The organism is Hymenobacter gelipurpurascens, assembly GCF_900187375.1.
Taxonomy (GTDB): Bacteria; Bacteroidota; Bacteroidia; order Cytophagales; family Hymenobacteraceae; genus Hymenobacter; species Hymenobacter gelipurpurascens.
Window position 1 is genome coordinate 2,633,843 of record NZ_FYEW01000001.1, and the last position, 19,162, is coordinate 2,653,004.

A 19,162-nucleotide genomic window follows, 5' to 3' on the forward strand; every position below is an offset into this window, starting at 1 on the left:
AGAGCGCCCAGATAATAACGACGCTCAACTACAACCTGAACTTTAGCGCTTACGTTTTAAGGCTTACTAATCGTTTCTCTTCCCTAAAACCCACACGTTATGAAGACGTTGAAAGGATATATCGCCATGTTTTCGGCTGTTCTGCTGTTGGGCGCTACGGCTGCACCTCAAACGGCTGAAGCGCAGACTGCTCCTAAAAAAGGCTGGAGTAAAAAAGCCAAAGGTGCCGCCATTGGCGGTGGTGCCGGTGCCGTAACCGGGGCTGTTCTGGGCGGCGGTAAAGGTGCTGTGGTTGGTGGCGTAGTTGGCGCCGCTGCCGGTGGCGTGGTTGGCCGCAACAAAGACAAGAAAAAAGACCCCGCTCGGTATAAAACCTACAAGAAGTAACCTGATTTCACAACCAACAAAAAGCCCCGATCTAGCCAGATCGGGGCTTTTTGTTGGTTGTGAATATTTTGAAAGGCGCTTCAAGACTGTTGAAACGGCAACAGAACTACTGCTAGAAGCAATGCATAACTGGCCTAGCAGCCGCAGGAAACCGCGTCAGCGGCACCTGCGCCTTCCGTAGCCGGAGTTGGGCCGCAGGGAAACAGGCCGAAGTGCTGGTCTTTGTTGCCGAGCACTTTGAAGTGCGCACCGTAGCGCGTGCGGCTGACCATGTCGGCGGTGTTGCCGCACACGAGCATAGGCCTACCGGTTTCAAAACGGTGGTGGTCGTCGAGCTCGAAGGCGTGGGGCTGGCCGGGCACGGTACCCTGGTAGATGGCTACCTGACCGTAGTCCTCGCACTTGTCTTCCAGGTCGAGCTTGAAGGCGCGCAGCGTGAGCGAATAGAACTTGATGTTGCCGACTTTGGCCTCAATCTCGGGGTTGTTGATGGTGAGGCGGCGCTGCTCCGTGAGGCGGTAGTCGCGGATGCCCAGGTTCAGGAGCAGACGGCGGAAGTCGTCGATGTAGAGCGCGCCGCTGAGGCACTCGCCGTACAGTACCGGATCCTGGCGTAAGGCTTCGGGCACGCGGCGGTCGGCGAATACGTCGGAGATGTGCAGCTCGCCGCCGGGCTTCAGCACCCGGAAAATCTCGCGGTAGGTGGCCTCTTTATCGGTACTGAGGTTGAGAACACAGTTGCTCACAACCACATCCACGCTGTTATCGGCCAGGTCGGCAGTACGCAGGTCCTCGATGTAGCCATGCCGAAACTCCACGTTGGGCTGCTGGTAGCCGAACTTCTCGGTGTGCGCCTGGATGTGGCGCCTCGCTACCGAGAGCTGCTCTTCGGTCATATCCACCCCAATGACGTGGCCCTGCTCGCCTACCAGCTTGGAGAGCAAATAGGCGTCGCGGCCACTGCCACTGCCCAGGTCTAGCACCGTGCAGCCTTCCACGGCCGGGGGCACGCACACACCACAACCGTAGTATTTTTCCAGCACTTCGGGCTCCAGCTGGGCCAGAATGCGCTTGTGCTCGGCCGGAATATCGTCGGTGCAGCAGGCATTAGTTTTCAGATCCTGGCTGGTGCGCAGTTGCTGACCGTAGTAATCTTGGACCTGCTGTTGAATTTGTTCTTCCATGGGGTTGAGAAGCGTCTAAGGTTGCCTGGGCAAGGTACGTAACAGCCCCTTGGCGCGGGCTGAGGGAGCAGAATGGCGGCAGTTTTTCAGGTAGTTACAGCGGCTCCTGCAACCCTTCGGCCGGAAGCGGTAGTATGAGGGCCTATGCGTCTGTTTATCTACCCTACCCTCTCCGACTCGGCCCGGGCCTTGTTGCTTCAACAGCTTCCCACCGATGTGGTTCCGACATTCCGGCAAGATCTGGCGCCGCAGCAGCAGCAATCCAATTTCCAGCAAACCGAAATCCTGCTCGGCAACCCGCCCGTAGAGTGGTTCCAGTTGCCCCCGAGTGGCCTACAGTTCTGGCAGATAGACTCGGCCGGTATTGAGCGTTACCACGCGGTACAGCTCAGCTGCCCGGTGGCCAACGTGGGCGACTTTTTCGCGTGGCCCTGCGCCGAAACGATGCTGGCGGGCCTGCTAGGCCTCTATCGGTGCATCCCGAAGCTGGCGGTTTGGCAAGCCGAAAAGCACTGGGAGGGCGTGCCCGTACGGCAGCAAACTGGCCTACTGCGGGATAAGCGGATAGTTATTCTGGGCAGTGGCGCCATTGGGCAAGCCGTGGCACAACAGCTCTCCGGCTTTACCAGCGCCGTTCGATTCCTGGCCCGCACCGACCCAAAGGCTCAGTTGCATTCGAAAGAGGAACTGAAAGCTGCCCTCCCCGAGACGGATATCGTGGTGAACTGCCTGCCCGGCAGCGCCGCCGGCTTCTTCTCCGCCGAGCTTATCAACGCCATGGCACCCGGCAGCATTTATGCCAGCGTAGGCCGCGGCAACACCACCGACGAGCCCGCCCTGATTGCCGCCCTGCAGGCTGGCCGTCTCGGCGGGGCCGTGCTCGATGTGACTGCCCAAGAGCCCCTGCCCACTGATAGCCCACTCTGGACTATACCTAACGTGCTGCTCACTCAGCACAGCGGCGGCGGCCAGCCCGAGGAAGATGAAGGCAAAGTGCGGATTCTGCTGCGCAACCTGCACCATCTGCGCCATCAAGAGCCGCTGGAAAACCAAGTGGAGCTGAGCCGCGGGTATTGAGCGCCACACACGCTGAACGATGTGGTACACTCTAGAGAAGCCGCTAGGCCACCTCGTAGGTAATACTAGTCACCTCTACTACTTCTTCTTTGGGGCCGAGGCGTAGCGTGACGGTTTTGCCTAGTTTGGCGCCCTGCACCGCCCGCGCAATAGGCGCCACGAAAGCCACCTTGCCTTCCGCCACCGAAGCCTCATCCACTCCCACAATCGTGAAGCGGCGCTCCAGGCCGGGCTTGCCGCCGCTACGCGTTACGAGCGTAACGGTAGCTCCGAAGCGTACCTCCTTGGCGGGTTGCCCGCGTGGGTCTACCACTTTGGCGCTGGCAATGCGGTCATTCAGGGCCGTGATGCGGCCGTTATACACCGTGAGCTGACGGGTGCGGTCGGCTTCGTTTTCGCGGTTGGCTTCGGCCACTGTGCGCTCCGCTTCAAGCGTCGCCAGCTCGGCGCGGAGCTGCTCTAGGCCAGTGGGCGTGACATAGTTGGGCGAGCCGGGCGGCAGGGCCGGCCGAGGCGGAATAATGGGAGCTTCGAGGGAATCGTCTTCTTTGGTGAATGCGCGGCTCATGCTGATTTTTAACGCAGCGAAAGACGGGTGGTTGCGAGTCCCTTATCGGCTGCACTTCAGAATTTCTCTGACTGCTACACCAGTTCTTACTACTTGATTGCTTGAAGCCTAATACTCCTAGTTACCTTCCGCCTTCTCTTCTCTTCCCATGTCAGAACACGCAGACTTTCGCCTAACTACTTCTCGCCTAATCTTACGCCCACTGCAACCCTCCGATCTGGAAGCGTTTGCTGCGTATCGGGCCGACCCTGAAATTGCTCGTTATCAGAGCTGGGAGCCTTATAGTTTGGCGCAGGCTACCGAGTTTCTGGCAAAGTACGGACAGCAGCCAGTGCCCGCAGCACCTGGCGGCTGGGTCCAGATAGGCATTGCGGAGCGCGCCACAAACAAGCTGCTCGGCGACTGTGCGCTGCATTTGCATGAGCACGAACCCCGAATAGCCGAAATCGGTGTTACGCTGTCTGCCGCTGCTCAAGGCTCAGGGTATGCCACCGAGGCCCTGCAGGCCTTATTCCAGTATCTGTTCACGGACTTGCAGCTGCACCGGGTGGTTGCCGTCACCGATAGCCTAAACCTGCCCACGGCCCGCTTGCTCGAAAGAATTGGGATGCGCCGCGAGGCTCACTTTCGCCAAAACATCTGGTTTAAAGGAGCTTGGGGCGATGAATTTCAGTATGCACTGCTACGAGAAGAGTGGCTGGCCCAGCAAAAGAGCCTAGGCCACTAAAGCCTGCATCTGCTTGGCGTTGCCGATGGCCGAGGCATCAATATCGTTATTGAAGTATACGTAGGCCTGTTTTACGTGCTGGCTGTCCTGAATTTCGTTGGTGATGCGGCGCAGAAAATCCTCGCTGTACGGCGACTTATACAACTCCGGAGTGCCGTGGAAGCGGTAGTACAGAAAGTCGGTGTTGGCCACCACCTCATCGGGCAGATGCGGGTGGCTCTGGCCGGCGAAGGCAATGCGCCGTCGCGAGAGTTCCTGAAACACCTGTCCCTCCCACCAGCTCAGGTGCCGGAACTCCAGCACATTCTGGTAGGCCGGATCGAGGCTTTCCACGATGCGCAGGAGGCGCTCCTCGGAGAACGTCATGCGCGGCGGCAGCTGAAAAAGCACGGGACCCAGCTTTTCCTTTAGGCCCTCCTGCACAGTGCCGTAAAAATCGGCGAGCAGCTGCGTGGTATCATGAAACTGCTTGTAGTGCGTAATGAGCCGGGGCGCTTTCACTGCAAACCGAAACTCCGGAATGCTATTCTGATACCACGGCTCCAGAAACGAGAGCTGCGGAAAGCGGTAGAAGGTCACGTTCAGCTCCAGCGTCTGGAAGTGCTGACTGTAGAATTCAAACCACCGCCGCTGAGGCAGCTTTTCGGGATAGAAGGAGCCCTTCCAATGCTTGTAATGAAAGCCAGAACAGCCAATGTGCCAAGCAGGCATGAGGTAAGAGGTAAGGTGGTGATGAGGTAAGGTGGTGATGAGGTAAATTGTCTTCAAAAGCCCGTCATCCTGAGCTTGCGAAGGATCTTCTCACGCCTGAACAAGTGGCCTAGCGCCTCGTGCCCACGTGAGAAGATCCTTCGCAAGCTCAGGATGACGTGCTAGAGTTATCGGGTTAGTCACACAACATCAGCACGCGAGATGTCTCGACAAACTCGACATGACGTTCTGAGTATTTCTCAGAGTACCATTTCTAACTCTGGCCTACGGCGCCTTATCCGGCGAGGTTGGTAGCGTTGAGCTAGCTTCCGGGCTTTCCTAGGCCACCTTAGCCGTTCCTTCCAGCAGCTTCCGCAGCGTATAGGCGTTGAGCACGCCCGCCCCGCCAATGCCATTATTGAAGTACACGTAGGCCTGTTTCACGCTTGGCGCGGCTTGTATTTCATCGGCTATGCGTTGCAGAAACTCCTCGCTGTACGACGACTTATACAGCTCCGGCACGCCGTGAAAACGGTAGTACACCATGTCGGTGTTGGCCACTACCTCATCGGGCAGCGGCATCGGGTGGCTCTGGCCCACGAAGCTGATGTGGTGGCGAGCCAACTCGCGGAACACCTCCCCTTCCCACCAACTGGGGTGCCGAAACTCCACGAAGTTGTTGAACTCCGGATCGAGGTTTTCGAGCATGCGGCCCATCAGCTCCTCCGTGTAGGCCGCCTTGGGTGGAAGCTGAAACAGAATCGGCCCTAGTTTTTCGCGCAGTCCTTCGCGTACGGTTCCGTAAAAATCGGCCAGCACGGGTGCGGCTTCGGCGTTGAACTTCTTGTAGTGCGTGACGATGCGCGGGGCCTTCACCGCGAACTGAAAGCCTTCGGGGCTTTGGTCGTACCAGGTTTCCAATGCCTTCAGCTCCGGCATTTTGTAGAAGGTCACGTTCAGCTCCAGCGTATTGAATTGGGTGCAGTAATACCCAAACCACTTCCGTGGAGGCAACTCTGGCGGATAAAACACGCCTTTCCAATCCCGATAATGAAAACCCGAACAGCCAATATGAATTTCCGGCATGATGCGCAGCAAATGGTAAACGAGCTTCTACGCAACCAGTGGCCTGGCGGCTTCTAGTGTAGAGCTTTGGGAATACTGAACTGCCGAAAGAACATCGTGTCGAGGTTGCCAAGACATCTCGCAGGCATCGTTGTTAGGCTAATTCACATCACGTACATTTTACCAACCAGCTGCTCAACCTCACCCATTTGGCTACGTAAACAAAAATCTGTGCCTGAATGGCAACGGTGCGGATTGGCAACCCCTTTTCTACGTCCGCTGACTTATACGCGGCAATTCCCCTGACTACTCACTGGCGGGCTCCCGGAGCTCAGCCATCACTCTTTGAATTATGGCAGACGAGAAACCTGGAACTCCTCCGGAAAACGCAGGCCACGACGGCAACCGTCGGGATTTTCTAAAAAAATCAACCTTGCTCACGGCCGTTGCCCTCACACCGGGGCCAATGCTGCATGCTGCTGAGGCGGCCTGGGACGAAAAAGTAGCGGCGGCTTTCGAGAAAGTACCGCTGAAGCTGGAAGTAAACGGCGTAAAACACAAGCTCTCGGTAGAGCCCCGCACCACGCTGCTGGACCTATTGCGCGAGCAACTGCACCTCACCGGCACCAAAAAAGGCTGCGACTACGGCCAGTGCGGCGCCTGCACCGTGCACGTAGATGGTGAGCGGGTAAACTCCTGCCTGCGCCTGGCCGTGATGGAAGACGGCAAGAAAATCACGACCATCGAAGGCCTCGCCGACGGCGACAAGCTGCACCCCATGCAGGAAGCCTTCGTGAAGCACGATGGTTTCCAGTGCGGCTACTGTACGCCTGGCCAGATTATGTCGGCGGTGGCGTGTGTGCGGGAGGGCCACGCGGGTTCCGAGGGAGAGATTAAGGAGTACATGAGCGGCAACATCTGCCGCTGCGGCGCTTATTCCAACATTGTAGCGGCCATTCAGGACGTGAAAAACGGCGGTCAGAAAGTATGAACCAGTTCCAATACATTCGGCCCACCAAGCAGAAAGCGGCCATTGATGCGCTAGCCAAGGATACCTCGGCACAGTTCGTGGCCGGCGGCACCAACCTCATCGACTTGATGAAGCGCGGCGTGATGAACCCGCAAAAGCTCGTGGACATCAATAAGTTGCCGCTCGGCAAAATTGAGCGCGAAAATGGTGGCCTACGCATTGGGGCGCTGGCCTCAAACACGGCGGTTTCTGAGGATAAGCTGGTGCTGTCAACGCAGCCGCTGCTGGCGCAGGCCCTGAAGGCGGGTGCTTCGGCCCAGTTGCGCAACGTGGCCACCGTGGGCGGCAATATGCTGCAGCGCACCCGTTGCACGTATTTCTACGACACCACTATGCCGTGCAACAAGCGCGAGCCGGGCTCCGGCTGCGGCGCTCTGGAAGGCATCAACCGCATGCACGCCATCTTCGGCTTCTCCGATAAATGCATTGCCGTGCACCCGTCGGATATGAGCGTGGCCCTGGTGGCCCTCGATGCCACCGTGCTTGTGAGCGGCCCCCGCGGCGACCGACGCATCCCGTTCGCCGACTTCCACCGCCTCCCCGGCGACACGCCCCAGAAGGACACCAACCTGGAGCAAGGCGAACTGGTTACTGCCGTAGATATTCCCGACGGGCCCTTTACCAAAAACGTGCACTACCTGAAAGTGCGCGAGCGGGCTTCCTACGCCTTCGCTCTGCTCTCGGTAGCGGCTGCTCTGAGCCTTGAGAACGGTACCATCAAGGATGCGCGTTTGGCCATGGGCGGCGTAGCGCACAAGCCCTGGCGCCTCAACGAGGCCGAGAAATTCCTGGTGGGCAAGCCCGCCACGGAAGAGTCGTTCCGCCAGGCAGCAGACATAGCCATGCGTGGCGCCAAAGCTTTTAAGCACAACGCCTACAAGCTAAAGCTCGGCCCCAACTCCATTGTGCAGGCCCTGAAAAATGCCGCCGCAGTGGCCTAGAGCAGTCTTTAGAGCTAGAATCCAGTTCCTGAGGAGGGGTTGACAACCGTTGTTTACAGAAACGTCCTGTCGGGCTTGTTGAAGCATTTCGCTTGAATCGTTGCGCTAGCTATTACAGACCTGAGCACGCGAGATGCCCCGACAAGCCCGACAGCAGGTTCTCAAGTAATCGTCCTAGGCCAGTACCTCCAGTCCCCATTTCCCCTATCCTATGCCCAAGCAACCCGCCAAAGAAGGAGTCGTCGGCAGCCCGATGCACCGTGTAGACGGCCGGCTGAAGGTGACCGGTGCGGCCCGCTATGCGGCAGAGCATCAGGTGGCGGGTGTGAAGCACGGAGTACTGGTACTGAGTACCGTTGCCAAAGGACGCATCAGGCAGCTCGACACGGCCACGGCAGAAAAAGCAGCGGGGGTGCTGGCCGTAGTTACGTACCGCAACTCTCCCAAAGTACCCGGCTACTCCAGCGCCACAGCCGCCAGCAATCCGCGGGTAGAAGGTCAGGAAATCAAGGTTTTCCACGACGACCAGATTCACTTCTACAACCAGCCCGTGGCCTTGGCCATTGCTGAAACGCTGGAACAGGCGCGCTATGCGGCTTCATTGGTGAAGGTGGCCTACGAGCAGCTGCCCCACCAAACCAACCTGGCCGCCAACCTCACAAAGGGTACGGAGCCCAAGAAAGAGAAAGACTATACCCGCGGACAGGCCTACGCCTACCGCACGGCCCCCGTGAGAATAGAGCAAGAGTATGCAACACCCATACAGGTGCACAACCCCTTGGAAATGCACGCCGCCATTGCGCTGTGGGAAGGCGATAAGCTCACCGTCTATAACAAAACGCAGGCCCCCAAGCTGGCCCAGCAGGATTTGATGCGCCTGTTTCAGCTGCCTGAGGAGAACGTCCAGGTTCACTCGCCTTTTGTGGGCGGCGCGTTTGGCGGCGCTTCCCGCATCTGGCCCCAGGAAACGGCGGCTATTCTGGGCGCCAAGCACGTAGGCCACCCCGTGAAGGTGATGCTGCGCCGCGAGCAGCAGTTCAACCTGGTGGGCTACCGGCCACGGTCTATCCAGAAGATGGGCCTGGGTGCTTCTTCGGATGGAGCCCTGCTTGGCATTACGCATGAGGCTTTCGGCAACACCTCCCAGTATGAGCAGTTTCCGGAGCGCATTGTGCACCCCACTAAATCGGCGTACCGCACGCCCAACATGAACACGGTGTACAAGGTGGTGCCCCTAGACGTAAGCACGCCCTGCTGGACGCGTGGGCCCGGCGAATCGAGTGGGTCGTTTGCTCTCGAATCGGCCATGGATGAGCTGGCCTACGCGCTTCAGATGGATCCCGTGGCGCTACGCCTGAAAAACTACGCCGAGACTGACCCCGAAAACGACAAGCCCTGGGCCAGCAAGCACCTGCGCGAGTGCTACGAGCGCGGCGCCCAACGTTTTGGGTGGAGCAAGCGCAACCCCGCACCCCGCGCCATGCGCGAGGGCGACTGGCTTGTAGGCCAGGGCATGAGCTCAGGCATCTACAAATCGGAGCGGCAGGAGGCTACGGCCAAGGCCCGCCTGATGGCTGATGGCACCCTGCTTATCCAGAGCGCTACCGCCGACACCGGTCCTGGCACGGCCACCATTATGACCCAGATTGCCGCCGATGCCAGCGGCGTGGCCCCCCAGAACATTCGTTTTGAGCTAGGTGATTCCGCTTTGCCGCCGGCGCCCATCCAGGCGGGTTCACACACGGCTACCTCGGTGGGCACGGTGGTGCATGAGGTGTGCGTGGCGCTACGCGAACAGCTTCAGACGATGGCCCGCAATCAAACCGGCTCCGCGTTCAGCCAGGCTTCTCCTTCTGACTTGGTGACGTTGGGTGGCGAGCTACACCTGGCCCAGGATAGCAGCAAGCGGATTTCGTACGTGGATATCCTGAAGCAGCAAAACCTGCCGATGCTGGAAGTCACGCGCCAGTCGAAGGGTGGGCCGGAGCTCAAGGAATACTCCGGCAAATCATTCTGCGCCAACTTCGTGGAAGTGCGCGTGCATGCGCTTACCGGCGAGGTGCGCGTGAGCCGCGTAGTATCGGTAGTAGATGCCGGGCGCGTGCTCAACCACACTACGGCCCGCAGCCAGGTGCTGGGCGCGGTGGTGTGGGGCATCGGGCAGGCTCTCATGGAGCAGGTCGTCATCGACCACCGCTACGGCAACTTCCTCAACCACGACCTAGCTGAATACCACGTACCCGTCTGCGCCGATATGCCCGAAATCGACGTGCAGTTCATCGATAAACCCGACCCCATCATCAGTCCTACGGGCGCCAAAGGCCTCGGCGAAATTGGCTTGGTTGGCTTCGCGGCCGCCGTGGCCAACGCCGTATACCACGCCACCGGCACGCGCGTGCGGGAGCTGCCCATCACCCCCGACAAGCTCATCTGAGTGGCCTAGGCCAGCTTGTCGTTCACATTTGCTACTTCTCTCGACTTATGGATTCTTCTCTCACTTTCAAGGATAACATTGGCAAGCCCATGGACCGGGTAGATGGCCGCCTGAAGGTTACGGGCGCCGCCACATACTCTGCCGAGTACAAGCTGCCCAACCTGGCCTACGCCGTGCTGGTGGGCAGTACCATCACGAAAGGCCGCATTACGGGCGTCGACTCGAAGGCCGCTGAACGGGCGCCGGGCGTGCTGGCCGTCATCACGCACTTCAACTCGCCTAAGGTGCCAGGCTACGACACAGCCGGCAAGGACCCTTCGCAACCCGCTACCGTAGGCGGGCCGATCAAGGTGTTCAAGGACGACAAAATCCACTTCAACGACCAGACCATTGCTGTGGTAGTGGCCGACACGCTGGAGCGGGCCCGCTACGCGGCGGGCCTCGTGAAGGGCCAGTACGCGAAGGAAAAGCACCAAACCAACCTCGAAGCCAGCAAGCCGCAGGCCTTCCTGCCTACTTCGGCCAAGAAGAACCCGAAGTCGCCGATGAACGACTACCAGCGCGGCCAGGTGGATGCCTACAAAACCGGCGCTATCAAGCTGGAAAGCGAGTATGTGATTCCGACGGAAGTGCACCACCCGATGGAGCTGCAGGCCATTACGGCCCACTGGGAAGCCCCCGACCGCCTGACGATTTACGACAAAACCCAGGGCACCATGGCCACCCGCCGCGACTTCGCGAAGGAATGGAATCTGCCCGAGGAAAACGTGAAGGTGATTGCCACGTTCGTGGGCGGCGCCTTCGGTAATGCCCTACACAGCTGGCCCCACGAGTCGGCGGCCATTATTGCGGCCAAAGTGGTGAACCGCCCGGTAAAGCTGGTGCTCACGCGCGAGCAGATGTTTACGATGGTGGGCTACCGACCTTACACCTGGCAGAAGCTGGGCATGAGCGCCACACCCGACGGCAAAATCACGGCCATCACGCACGAAAGCATCGGACAAACGTCTTCCTTTGAGGAGTTTACCGAATCGACGCTGGCCCAGACGCGCATGATGTATCAGTCGCCGAACGTGACGACGCGCTACCGCCTGGCCTCCCTCGACGTGAACTCGCCCATCTGGATGCGCGGCCCCGGCGAGGCTACTGGCGCGTTTGCCCTGGAGTCGGCCATGGATGAAATGGCGCATCTGCTGAACCTGGACCCGATGGAGTTCCGCCTGCGCAACTACACCGAGCAAGACCCCGAGAAAAATAAGCCCTGGAGCACCAAGTTTCTGAAGGAGTGCTACCAGCTGGGAGCTGAGCGCGTTGGCTGGAACAAGCGCCAGCTCAAGCCCGGCTCCCTGCGCGACGGCGACTGGCTGATTGGGTACGGCATGGGCGTGGGCACCTTTGGGGCGCACCGTGGCGCGGCTACGGTTAGCGCCCAATTGCAGCCTAACGGCACGGTGCTGCTCCGGTGTGCCACCACCGATATCGGCCCCGGCACTGGCACCGCCATGACCCAGATTGCCGCCGACACGCTAGGCCTCTCGCCCAAGCTCATCACGTTTGAATTGGGCAATTCCAGCTTCCCAAAGGCCGGTACGCAGGGCGGTTCCTCCACCGTAAACAGCGTGGGCCCCGCCGTGCAGGAGGCATGCTTGGCCCTCAAAGACAAGCTACGCGGACTGGCTGGCAGCAGCAATGCCGCCTTCACTTCGGCCCGGAAAGAAGACGTAGGCCTCTCCGATGGCTACCTGACGCTCAGCGGAAACTCGGCCAAGGTGCCTTTCGCTGATCTGTTGAAGCAGACGGGCGGCGAGGCCGTTACCGTGGAGGCCAAGCCCGGCGACGAAGGCCAGAAATATTCCATGTACTCGTTCTCCGTGCATTTTGCCGAAGTGCGGGTGCACCAGCTGACCGGCGAAGTGCGGGTGAGTAAGCTGGTTTCCTGCGCTGATGCGGGCACCATCGTAAACGAAAAAACAGCGGGCAACCAGATGAAGGGCGGCGCCGTGGGCGGCATCGGCATGGCCCTGATGGAACACGCCATCATCGACGACCGGTACGGCCGCTACGTCACGAAGGACTTCGCCGACTACCACGTGCCCGTGCACGCCGACTCACCCGATGTGCAGGTGGCCTTCGTGAACCAGCCCGACCTGCACGTAAATGCCCTCGGCACCAAAGGCATCGGCGAAATTGCCATTATCGGCGTAGCGCCGGCCATTGCCAATGCCGTGTTTAACGCCACCGGCAAACGCGTACGGGAGCTGCCAATTACGCCTGATAAGCTGATTTAAGTGGCCTAGGCCAGTTGCCTTACACGATACATGAAGAACGCCATGCCTGATTAGGTGTGGCGCTCTGTTTTATGGACGCTTCGCTACCTAGCGAGTAACCTAACGTCCACTCAAACAGTAAATCAGCTGTACCCTTTCCCTACCCTCATGGACACTCCCCGTACGTTCTCTGCCGATACCGAAGCGGCTCTGTGGCAACAAGTAGCCGCCGATATGGCCCAGGAACCCGACTTGCTGGAATACACGGCCAACCTGCAGCAGAATGGCCACACTATTCAGCTGGATATTGATATAGATATGGGTGGAGGCTTTGAGGGAGGGTACGAAACCACCACGTTCACGGCCGTGGTACCTAGGCCAGTAGCGCTGCGGTTTGCCCTACACGAGCAGGACTGGATTCATGAACTCGGGAAGCTGCTGGGCCTGACGGATGTGGAGCTGGGCTACCCCGAGCTGGACGCCGCCTACATCATCACCACCAACGACAAAGAGGCGTTACGGGCGCTCTTCTCTGATCCGGCTATCCAGCAAACCCTGCTTAAGTACCAGGAAATGCGCCTGACGCTGGCCCCCTCCCATCACGAAGACGACAGCGAGCTGTACCTGACCTTTCTGAAGGAACAAGCTATTCTGGAGCCTGAGCAGCTGCAGGAAATCTACCACCTGCTTTATACCCTATTGCAGCAGTTGGCCCCCACGTCGGTGGCGGCGGTTCCCCTATCCAATCTGCAAGCCTAGGCCACCCTACCGCCCCAAGTTGGTGCAGGCAGGTGGCCTAGTGGCACACAGTATTTCCATACGGCCCGGCATATTGTCGGGCCGTGTTGATTGGTGGGTTTTGCCAGGAGCTGAATAAGCCGCGTAGGCTAATCTATTTGCCGGGGATGATGCCGATCCAGTGCAGCACCCAGCCCAGCAGATATACGGCGGGAATAATCATCCCGTAGGCCCACCAGGGCAGGTTGCCGAGGCGCTGACCCAATCCTGAGTATCCAGCGAATCTTCTTGGTCTAGTTTCCATGGCCGTGTCTACCGTAACGCATTGTGTATCTGAAGATACGAAATAGACGCATGGAACACAACAGCTTCTGCCGGCGCTTAGCCCACCGCTTACTGAACTAGTTGGGCGTACAGGCTTGCCAGCGTATCGGCGGGGTCTTCGCACAGGCCAGGGTGCACGGGCGAGGTTTGCACAATGGTGCTGCGCGTGGCCGTAAGCCACCGAAACCGCGAGGCCACCGCCAGCTGCCCGATGGGGCCACCCTCTTTACGCCCGCCGCAGATGCGCTCAAAAGAACGCAGCCGTTCCGCTAGCTCTACCACATCCAGCTCAGCCCCTGCAAAGGCGCGCAGGCGGGCTTCCGGAACCTCATACCGCGCCTGCAGAAACCCGCGTGAGGCGCAGTACAGAATTACGCCCACATTGAGAAACTCCTCGCGCTCTACACGTGGTACCACGCGCAGCACGGCGTACTCATACAAGTGCTTCACGGGCATTTTTGGCTTCCTGAACAAAGTTTTCTGATGCGGCCAGACGGGCCGTGAGGAACCGCACGTAATTCGCGCGCTGCTCCTCCACTGTCACATCGGGCTCGGCGAGCCACTCGGCGGGCACTACGTCTACAACCGCGCGGAGGCGCTCCGGCGTGAGCAGCGTGTGGCCTAGGGCATCGGCGGCGGGCAGCTCACTGGCCTGGGGCAGCAGCACATGGTCCTTCACCTGCGGAAATGGGCGGGGCTTGGGCTCGGCCCAGCTGGGGCCGGCGTGGTGCACATAGAGAGCCGCGCCGTGGTCAATTAGCCACAGCTCCTTGTGCCACATAAGCAGGTTGGTGTTGCGAGCGGTGCGGTCTACGTTCATCGTGAGGCAGTCGAGCCACACAATCAGCGAAGCCAGGCCGGGCTCAATGGTATTCACCAGCGGATCGAAAGTGCTGGCACCGGAGAGGTAGTGCAGGCCCAGGTTGAGGCCCGTACTGAAGCGCAGCAGATCCTGAATTTCCTCGTCGGGCTCGGTGCGGCCAAAGGCCTCATCCAGCTGGCAAAACACCAGCTCCGGCAGCTGCAGGCCCAGCACACGGGCCAGCTCGCCTACAATCAGCTCGGCTACCAAGGCCTTCAATCCTTGGCCGGCCCCCCGGAATTTCACCACGTACATAAATCCATCGTCGGCTTCTACCAGGGCTGGCAGGGAGCCGCCCTCGCGCAACGGGGTGACGTAGCGCGTCACGTCAACGGTTCTCAGAGAAAGGTCACTGGCCTGCATAGAGCACGAAAAAGGTGGAATAGGCCGCGCAAAGGACGAACAATTCCGGCAGTATTGGTTGCCTGGGCCTGCCGCCGGGCCATTGCTCCAGCCTGGGTCAGCCGTATGTAGGCTAGCGCGAATTGTAGACCAGGCAACCAAGCCCTGGGTTGGCAGTACATATCTTCACGCACCAGCCCCGGGCTGGGCATTTTTCACTAGGCCACTTCTCGCACCTATGGCACGCATCGTTACGCTCACGCTGAACCCCGCCGTGGACAAAAGCACCACCGCCGACCACATCATCCCCGACCAAAAGCTGCGGTGCGCCACGCCTAAATTTGAGCCGGGCGGCGGGGGCATCAACGTATCGAGAGCCCTGAAGCGACTGGGGGCAGACTCTATAGCGGTGTTTCCGGTGGGCGGCCCCACAGGGGTACTGCTGCAGGAGCTACTGGCGCTGGAGGAAATTGAGCAGCACCCGGTGCATACCGTGAGCCGCACCCGCGAGAATTTTATTGTGGTGGATGCCTCCAGCGGTCAGCAATACCGCTTCGGGATGCCGGGCATGTTGCTGGATGTGGAGGAGCAGCAGCAGATTCTGACGGTGCTAAAGGGCCTGACGGAAATCCCCGAATTCCTAGTCATCAGCGGCAGCCTGCCGCCCGGCGTAGAGCCCGAGTTTCTGGTGCGGATAGTACGGGCAGCCAAGGCCCTCGGCATTAAAGTGGTGATAGATACCTCGGGCCCGGCGTTGCATCAGGTGCTGAATGAGGGCGTGTACCTGGCCAAACCCAACGTGGGGGAGCTCAGCAAAATGGCCGGCGTAGATGAGCTCGACAACGAAGCCGTAGCGCAGGCAGCCCACACCCTCGTCCGCGACGGCAAGTGCGAAATCGTGGTAACCTCATTGGGGCCCCAGGGCGCGTGCGTTGTCACGAAGGACCTGGTAGACCATATTCCGGCGCCGGCCGTGAAGAAGCGCAGCACCGTGGGTGCCGGCGACAGCATGGTGGCCGGCCTGGTTTATGGCCTGCTGACTGGCCTAGGCGTGCGCGAAACCGTGCGACTGGGCATAGCCTGTGGCTCGGCGGCCACCATGAACCCCGGAACGGAGCTGTTCCACAAAGCCGACGCGGAGAAACTATACAAGTGGCTCCTGCAGAACACCATGACAGCGGCCACAGCAGCCTAAAAACCAGCCTGTTCTAATCATGCTGAACGGCGGGGTGTATTTAGCGGGCGCTAGATATACCCCGCCGTTTTAGAGTTTTCAGACACAGCCCATATCCACACGGGCCTTGCTTTTAGGGAGCAGGGCCCGTTTTGTTGTGTATCACCGGGCCCTGACTGGCGGCCCGCCTTGATCAGCAACTGCCTTCTGAGGTGGTGTAGTGTAGGAACTAGGCCACTCTCAGGGCAGCCATTACTCCTCAGCCCTAAAGGTGGGCGCTTGCGAAGCAGCTGGTTTCACTTGTCGATCAGGCCGACGGCTCCATTCTGAACGGTCTTTTTTAAGCATTTCATCCTATAAATAAGTAAATTAACCATATCATCATTCACTTAAGCCTTATCAGCCATGAACGACCAAACCGCTTTAATTACCGGTGCCTCCAGCGGCATAGGGTTCGAGCTGGCCCGCTGCTTTGCTCGCGACGATTACCGCGTGGTACTCGTGGCCCGGCACCTCGAAGAGCTCCAGGAAGCTGCCCGCCTGATTCATCAGGAGTTTGAAGGCATAGATATTATTCTGCTGCCGTTTGATCTGAGCCTGCCGGAAACACCCCGGCAACTCTACGCCGAAACCAGCAAGCGCGGCCTGCAGATTGATGTGCTGGCCAACGACGCTGGCTTTGGGGAAACCGGTTACTTCTCCGACATCGATATTCAGACGGAGCTGAACATTATTCAGGTAAACGTGACCTCACTTGTTCACCTGACCAAGCTATACCTGCGCGATATGGTAGAGCGCAATTCAGGGCGCATTCTGCAGGTTGGCTCCATTGCGTCGTTTTCGCCCAGCCCCTGCCAGGCCGTGTATGCCGCTACCAAGGCGTTTGTGCTAAGTTTCACGGAAGCCGTTCAGCATGAGCTGAAGCAGAAGAAATCGTCCGTGACGATGACCATCCTGTGCCCACCACCCACTGATACCAACTTCTTCCGGACGGCTCACGCCGAAAACACCCGTGCCGCCAACCACACGGTATCGGCCCGCGCGGTAGCCGAAGAAGGCTACGACGCCCTGATGGAAGGCACGGCCCGCTCCTTGCCTACGCTCAATGCCAAGTTCAACTTCTTCTCCAGCCTGCTCCTCCCCGACTCCGTGCTGGCCACCCTCATGAATACCCAGTTGCACGCCACCAGCAAGTAAGCCTTGCGGCCACACACCTTAGACCTTTCACCAACAGGCCGCGCCGCACTGGTTTTATCCAGTAGGGCGCGGCGCTGTTGTTTGCAGTTGATACCGTTAGTGTATAGGACTCCTAACGCGTCTGGACGGTTGCCACGAGACCATCAGGCTTCAACTCGGCAGACGCTATAGCCTGATTACGAAGACACTACTCCCCTAATAACCCTTTCCATTCACGCCTAGGCCACTCTACCCGCTTCTATGATTGTTCGTGCCACGCCCAGCAGTTTCATTTGTATAGCCCAGCATGAGCACGCCCAGGTATCGGGCCAGCTGGCGGAGCACTGGCAGCTGCCGTATTTCGAGGGAGTAGCACGGCGGCCCGAGGTGCTGCTGGCCATTCAGGAGCACGACCGCGCCTGGATTCCGCTGGATGCGGAGCCACTCTGGAATGAGCAGGCTCAGGCCCCGCATTCTTTCCTCGACTATCCGCCGGCTGCCCGGCTGCAGCACTATCAGCAGGGCATTACGGAGGTAGAACAGCAAGCGCCCTACGCCGGCCTGCTGTGCAGCCTGCATTACACCAGCTTCCCGGAGCTAGCGAAGCACCCCCTAGGCCTGCAGTTTCTGGCGATAGAAGCCGAGCGCCAACAGCGCCTGAAGCAGGAGCTGCAGCTAACCGATGCGGCCCAGACCGCTACACTGGAGTTCCACAAGCGGCTCCTGCGCTTCGCCGATAATCTTTCCCTGTATCTCTGCCTTAATGAGCCGGGCACTTCCAAAGCTCAGGAACACCCGTGGTACCAGGCGGGCATTCCGTTCTCTGATTATTTCTCCTTTACCCATCAGCAATTGGTGCAGGTAGAGTGGCCTACGCGGCACCAAATGCACATTCATCCCTCTCCATTTGCTGATGCCTTTGCCGTGTCCTTGCGCTACCAGGAACTGCCTAAAGCCCGGTTGGCAGCGGTAGGCCTAGGCCAGTGCTTTGCGGAGGCACCCGTTGAGGAACTAGAAGTCTGGGTGCATTCCGGGCAGGCCTAGCCCTGTACATGCCGACTTTATTCTACCCCAGCGGCAGTTCTGTAGAAATGGCAATCCGATTCCAAGCGTTAATAACCACAATGGCCATAATTGCCTGGGCCAGGTAGTGCTCATCAAAAAGTGCGGCAGCTTGCTGATACGTGGCATCCGACACACCGGCTTGCCCGATAAAGGTTACTTCCTCCGTCAGGGCCAGCAGCGCCTTTTCTTCGGGCGTGAACAGGCTGGTTTCGCGCCAAGCGTTCAGTAGGTACAGCCGCTGTTCCGTCTCTCCATCTTTGCGGGCCTCCTGAGTGTGCATATTGATGCAGTACGCGCACTTATTTAGCTGCGAGGCACGCACCTTGATAAGGTGTTTGTGGGCGTGGCTGAGCCCGGACGTGCTCAGGTACTTTTCTAGCCCATACATGGCTTTGTAGGCCTCCGGCTCGGTGGTTTGCAGGTTGAGTCGCATCTTCAAAAAAGTTTTTGGTTGAAGTATGCGACAAAGCTCCGACCCAGCGGCTCGGAAAAACTTAATCTAGTTTAAGAAATGCCGAGCTGCTACCGATGCCCCACTTTTGCCCTGATCTTGCTCAGGAACTCCGGCGTAAATCCCAGGTAGGAAGCCAGCATATACTGCGGCACCCGCTGCACAAACGCCGGAAAATGGTCGTTGAAGTGATGGTAGCGCGCTTCCCCCGAAAGGCTGTAGAGCAACTTCATCCGAAACAGGGCCGCCGCGGCCGCCTTCTGCAGCAGAATACGGAAGTAGCGCTCCAGTTGCGGCAGCTGCCGAAATAGCTCCTCCTGCACCCGCTTCTCCAGCACCACTACCTCTGCGTTTTCAGTAGCCTGCATGTAGAATTGGGAGGGCACCTGGTTATCGAGGCTGGCGTAGTCGGTGAGCCACCAGTTTTCAATACCAAACTGAATGGTTTGCTCGGTGCCTTTCTCGTTCACCAAATACGTACGCAAGCAGCCTCGCAGCACGAAGTAGTTGGCCGTGCACACTTGCCCCTCTACCAGCACATGCTCTTTGCGGGCAATAATCTGGTGGCCTAGGTACGTCTGGAGCAAGTCGCTTTCAGCCTCGCTGAGCGAAACATACTGCGCAATATGCGCCAATAAAGGACCGTACATCAGGGGGAGT

General features: G+C 59.0%; 19 protein-coding genes. 11 read left to right on the top strand and 8 right to left on the bottom strand.

The genetic code is table 11. The annotated features are described in order from the left end of the window. Positions 1-99 precede the first annotated feature (99 nt). Positions 100-387 (top strand): YMGG-like glycine zipper-containing protein, encoded by a 288-nt coding sequence (locus tag CFT68_RS11160; protein ID WP_212590386.1) that lies wholly within the window; start codon positions 100-102, stop codon positions 385-387. Positions 388-521: 134 nt separating this feature from the next. Here the strand turns inward: CFT68_RS11160 and CFT68_RS11165 are convergent, their stop codons facing one another. Beyond that, positions 522-1,571, bottom strand: a complete 1,050-nt coding sequence (locus tag CFT68_RS11165; RefSeq protein WP_088843491.1) for a methyltransferase domain-containing protein — start codon at positions 1,569-1,571, stop codon at positions 522-524. A gap of 144 nt (positions 1,572-1,715) precedes the next feature. Here CFT68_RS11165 and CFT68_RS11170 point away from each other — a divergent pair, with 144 nt between their 5' ends. Beyond that, entirely contained in the window at positions 1,716-2,648 is a 933-nt protein-coding gene (locus tag CFT68_RS11170; RefSeq protein WP_088843492.1) for a D-2-hydroxyacid dehydrogenase, read from the top strand. 43 nt (positions 2,649-2,691) lie between these two features. On the opposite strand, the gene CFT68_RS11175 is transcribed toward CFT68_RS11170, so the two are convergent. Continuing rightward, complete coding sequence (locus CFT68_RS11175; protein WP_088843493.1) at positions 2,692-3,216, bottom strand: GreA/GreB family elongation factor; 525 nt, start codon at positions 3,214-3,216, stop codon at positions 2,692-2,694. Positions 3,217-3,364: 148 nt separating this feature from the next. Between CFT68_RS11175 and CFT68_RS11180 the strand changes: the two genes are divergently transcribed. Then, entirely contained in the window at positions 3,365-3,943 is a 579-nt protein-coding gene (locus CFT68_RS11180) for a GNAT family N-acetyltransferase (RefSeq protein WP_088843494.1), read from the top strand. Here the strand turns inward: CFT68_RS11180 and CFT68_RS11185 are convergent. Then, on the bottom strand, positions 3,932-4,654 hold the full coding sequence (locus tag CFT68_RS11185; RefSeq protein ID WP_088843495.1) for a DUF72 domain-containing protein: 723 nt from the start codon (positions 4,652-4,654) through the stop codon (positions 3,932-3,934). The two genes, CFT68_RS11180 and CFT68_RS11185, sit on opposite strands and share 12 nt — an antisense overlap. 318 nt (positions 4,655-4,972) lie before the next feature. After that, entirely contained in the window at positions 4,973-5,719 is a 747-nt protein-coding gene (locus CFT68_RS11190) for a DUF72 domain-containing protein (protein ID WP_088843767.1), read from the bottom strand. 331 nt (positions 5,720-6,050) lie between these two features. Between CFT68_RS11190 and CFT68_RS11195 the strand changes: the two genes are divergently transcribed. From CFT68_RS11195 to CFT68_RS11215, 5 genes are all read left to right on the top strand, one after another. Further along, positions 6,051-6,689, top strand: coding sequence for a 2Fe-2S iron-sulfur cluster-binding protein (locus CFT68_RS11195; protein WP_088843496.1), 639 nt, complete (start codon positions 6,051-6,053; stop codon positions 6,687-6,689). Continuing rightward, the gene (locus CFT68_RS11200; protein ID WP_088843497.1) at positions 6,686-7,669 is read left to right on the top strand and encodes an FAD binding domain-containing protein; all 984 of its coding nucleotides are present in this window, start codon (positions 6,686-6,688) and stop codon (positions 7,667-7,669) included. The genes CFT68_RS11195 and CFT68_RS11200 overlap by 4 nt, the downstream gene beginning before the upstream one ends. A 211-nt stretch (positions 7,670-7,880) precedes the next feature. Continuing rightward, positions 7,881-10,103, top strand: a complete 2,223-nt coding sequence (locus CFT68_RS11205; RefSeq protein WP_088843498.1) for a xanthine dehydrogenase family protein molybdopterin-binding subunit — start codon at positions 7,881-7,883, stop codon at positions 10,101-10,103. Between the two features lie 47 nt (positions 10,104-10,150). Further along, complete coding sequence (locus CFT68_RS11210) at positions 10,151-12,391, top strand: xanthine dehydrogenase family protein molybdopterin-binding subunit (RefSeq protein WP_088843499.1); 2,241 nt, start codon at positions 10,151-10,153, stop codon at positions 12,389-12,391. 147 nt (positions 12,392-12,538) lie between these two features. Next, positions 12,539-13,129 carry a hypothetical protein gene (locus tag CFT68_RS11215; protein ID WP_088843500.1) on the top strand — a complete coding sequence of 197 codons (591 nt, stop codon included), beginning with the start codon at positions 12,539-12,541 and terminating at the stop codon, positions 13,127-13,129. Positions 13,130-13,501: 372 nt separating this feature from the next. On the opposite strand, the gene CFT68_RS11220 is transcribed toward CFT68_RS11215, so the two are convergent. Both CFT68_RS11220 and CFT68_RS11225 read right to left on the bottom strand, forming a co-directional pair. Continuing rightward, entirely contained in the window at positions 13,502-13,888 is a 387-nt protein-coding gene (locus tag CFT68_RS11220) for a DUF3037 domain-containing protein (protein WP_088843501.1), read from the bottom strand. Continuing rightward, a complete protein-coding gene (locus tag CFT68_RS11225) occupies positions 13,866-14,657 on the bottom strand; it encodes a HipA family kinase (protein ID WP_088843502.1) in 792 nt (263 codons plus the stop codon). Before CFT68_RS11225 ends, CFT68_RS11220 begins: the two co-directional genes overlap by 23 nt. A 217-nt stretch (positions 14,658-14,874) precedes the next feature. Between CFT68_RS11225 and CFT68_RS11230 the strand changes: the two genes are divergently transcribed. The 3 genes from CFT68_RS11230 to CFT68_RS11240 all read left to right on the top strand — a co-directional run bounded on the left by CFT68_RS11230 (position 14,875) and on the right by CFT68_RS11240 (position 18,030). Beyond that, positions 14,875-15,831, top strand: coding sequence for a 1-phosphofructokinase family hexose kinase (locus CFT68_RS11230; RefSeq protein ID WP_088843503.1), 957 nt, complete (start codon positions 14,875-14,877; stop codon positions 15,829-15,831). Between the two features lie 384 nt (positions 15,832-16,215). Continuing rightward, entirely contained in the window at positions 16,216-17,007 is a 792-nt protein-coding gene (locus tag CFT68_RS11235; RefSeq protein WP_088843504.1) for an SDR family NAD(P)-dependent oxidoreductase, read from the top strand. A 240-nt stretch (positions 17,008-17,247) separates the two neighbouring features. Beyond that, positions 17,248-18,030, top strand: coding sequence for a DUF3891 family protein (locus CFT68_RS11240; RefSeq protein WP_088843505.1), 783 nt, complete (start codon positions 17,248-17,250; stop codon positions 18,028-18,030). Positions 18,031-18,052: 22 nt separating this feature from the next. Here the strand turns inward: CFT68_RS11240 and CFT68_RS11245 are convergent, their stop codons facing one another. Both CFT68_RS11245 and CFT68_RS11250 read right to left on the bottom strand, forming a co-directional pair. Continuing rightward, entirely contained in the window at positions 18,053-18,484 is a 432-nt protein-coding gene (locus CFT68_RS11245; RefSeq protein ID WP_212590387.1) for a carboxymuconolactone decarboxylase family protein, read from the bottom strand. 89 nt (positions 18,485-18,573) lie between these two features. Beyond that, on the bottom strand, positions 18,574-19,152 hold the full coding sequence (locus CFT68_RS11250; protein WP_088843507.1) for a Crp/Fnr family transcriptional regulator: 579 nt from the start codon (positions 19,150-19,152) through the stop codon (positions 18,574-18,576). Positions 19,153-19,162 lie beyond the last annotated feature (10 nt).

Excerpts from the sequence above, each read along its gene's own strand:
- CFT68_RS11160 (WP_212590386.1), top strand. The coding sequence starts at position 100 with ATGAAGACGTTGAAAGGATATATCGCCATGTTTTCGGCTGTTCTGCTG.
- CFT68_RS11165 (WP_088843491.1), bottom strand. The coding sequence starts at position 1,571 with ATGGAAGAACAAATTCAACAGCAGGTCCAAGATTACTACGGTCAGCAA.
- CFT68_RS11170 (WP_088843492.1), top strand. The coding sequence starts at position 1,716 with ATGCGTCTGTTTATCTACCCTACCCTCTCCGACTCGGCCCGGGCCTTG.
- CFT68_RS11175 (WP_088843493.1), bottom strand. The coding sequence starts at position 3,216 with ATGAGCCGCGCATTCACCAAAGAAGACGATTCCCTCGAAGCTCCCATT.
- CFT68_RS11180 (WP_088843494.1), top strand. The coding sequence starts at position 3,365 with ATGTCAGAACACGCAGACTTTCGCCTAACTACTTCTCGCCTAATCTTA.
- CFT68_RS11185 (WP_088843495.1), bottom strand. The coding sequence starts at position 4,654 with ATGCCTGCTTGGCACATTGGCTGTTCTGGCTTTCATTACAAGCATTGG.
- CFT68_RS11190 (WP_088843767.1), bottom strand. The coding sequence starts at position 5,719 with ATGCCGGAAATTCATATTGGCTGTTCGGGTTTTCATTATCGGGATTGG.
- CFT68_RS11195 (WP_088843496.1), top strand. The coding sequence starts at position 6,051 with ATGGCAGACGAGAAACCTGGAACTCCTCCGGAAAACGCAGGCCACGAC.
- CFT68_RS11200 (WP_088843497.1), top strand. The coding sequence starts at position 6,686 with ATGAACCAGTTCCAATACATTCGGCCCACCAAGCAGAAAGCGGCCATT.
- CFT68_RS11205 (WP_088843498.1), top strand. The coding sequence starts at position 7,881 with ATGCCCAAGCAACCCGCCAAAGAAGGAGTCGTCGGCAGCCCGATGCAC.
- CFT68_RS11210 (WP_088843499.1), top strand. The coding sequence starts at position 10,151 with ATGGATTCTTCTCTCACTTTCAAGGATAACATTGGCAAGCCCATGGAC.
- CFT68_RS11215 (WP_088843500.1), top strand. The coding sequence starts at position 12,539 with ATGGACACTCCCCGTACGTTCTCTGCCGATACCGAAGCGGCTCTGTGG.
- CFT68_RS11220 (WP_088843501.1), bottom strand. The coding sequence starts at position 13,888 with ATGCCCGTGAAGCACTTGTATGAGTACGCCGTGCTGCGCGTGGTACCA.
- CFT68_RS11225 (WP_088843502.1), bottom strand. The coding sequence starts at position 14,657 with ATGCAGGCCAGTGACCTTTCTCTGAGAACCGTTGACGTGACGCGCTAC.
- CFT68_RS11230 (WP_088843503.1), top strand. The coding sequence starts at position 14,875 with ATGGCACGCATCGTTACGCTCACGCTGAACCCCGCCGTGGACAAAAGC.
- CFT68_RS11235 (WP_088843504.1), top strand. The coding sequence starts at position 16,216 with ATGAACGACCAAACCGCTTTAATTACCGGTGCCTCCAGCGGCATAGGG.
- CFT68_RS11240 (WP_088843505.1), top strand. The coding sequence starts at position 17,248 with ATGATTGTTCGTGCCACGCCCAGCAGTTTCATTTGTATAGCCCAGCAT.
- CFT68_RS11245 (WP_212590387.1), bottom strand. The coding sequence starts at position 18,484 with ATGCGACTCAACCTGCAAACCACCGAGCCGGAGGCCTACAAAGCCATG.
- CFT68_RS11250 (WP_088843507.1), bottom strand. The coding sequence starts at position 19,152 with ATGTACGGTCCTTTATTGGCGCATATTGCGCAGTATGTTTCGCTCAGC.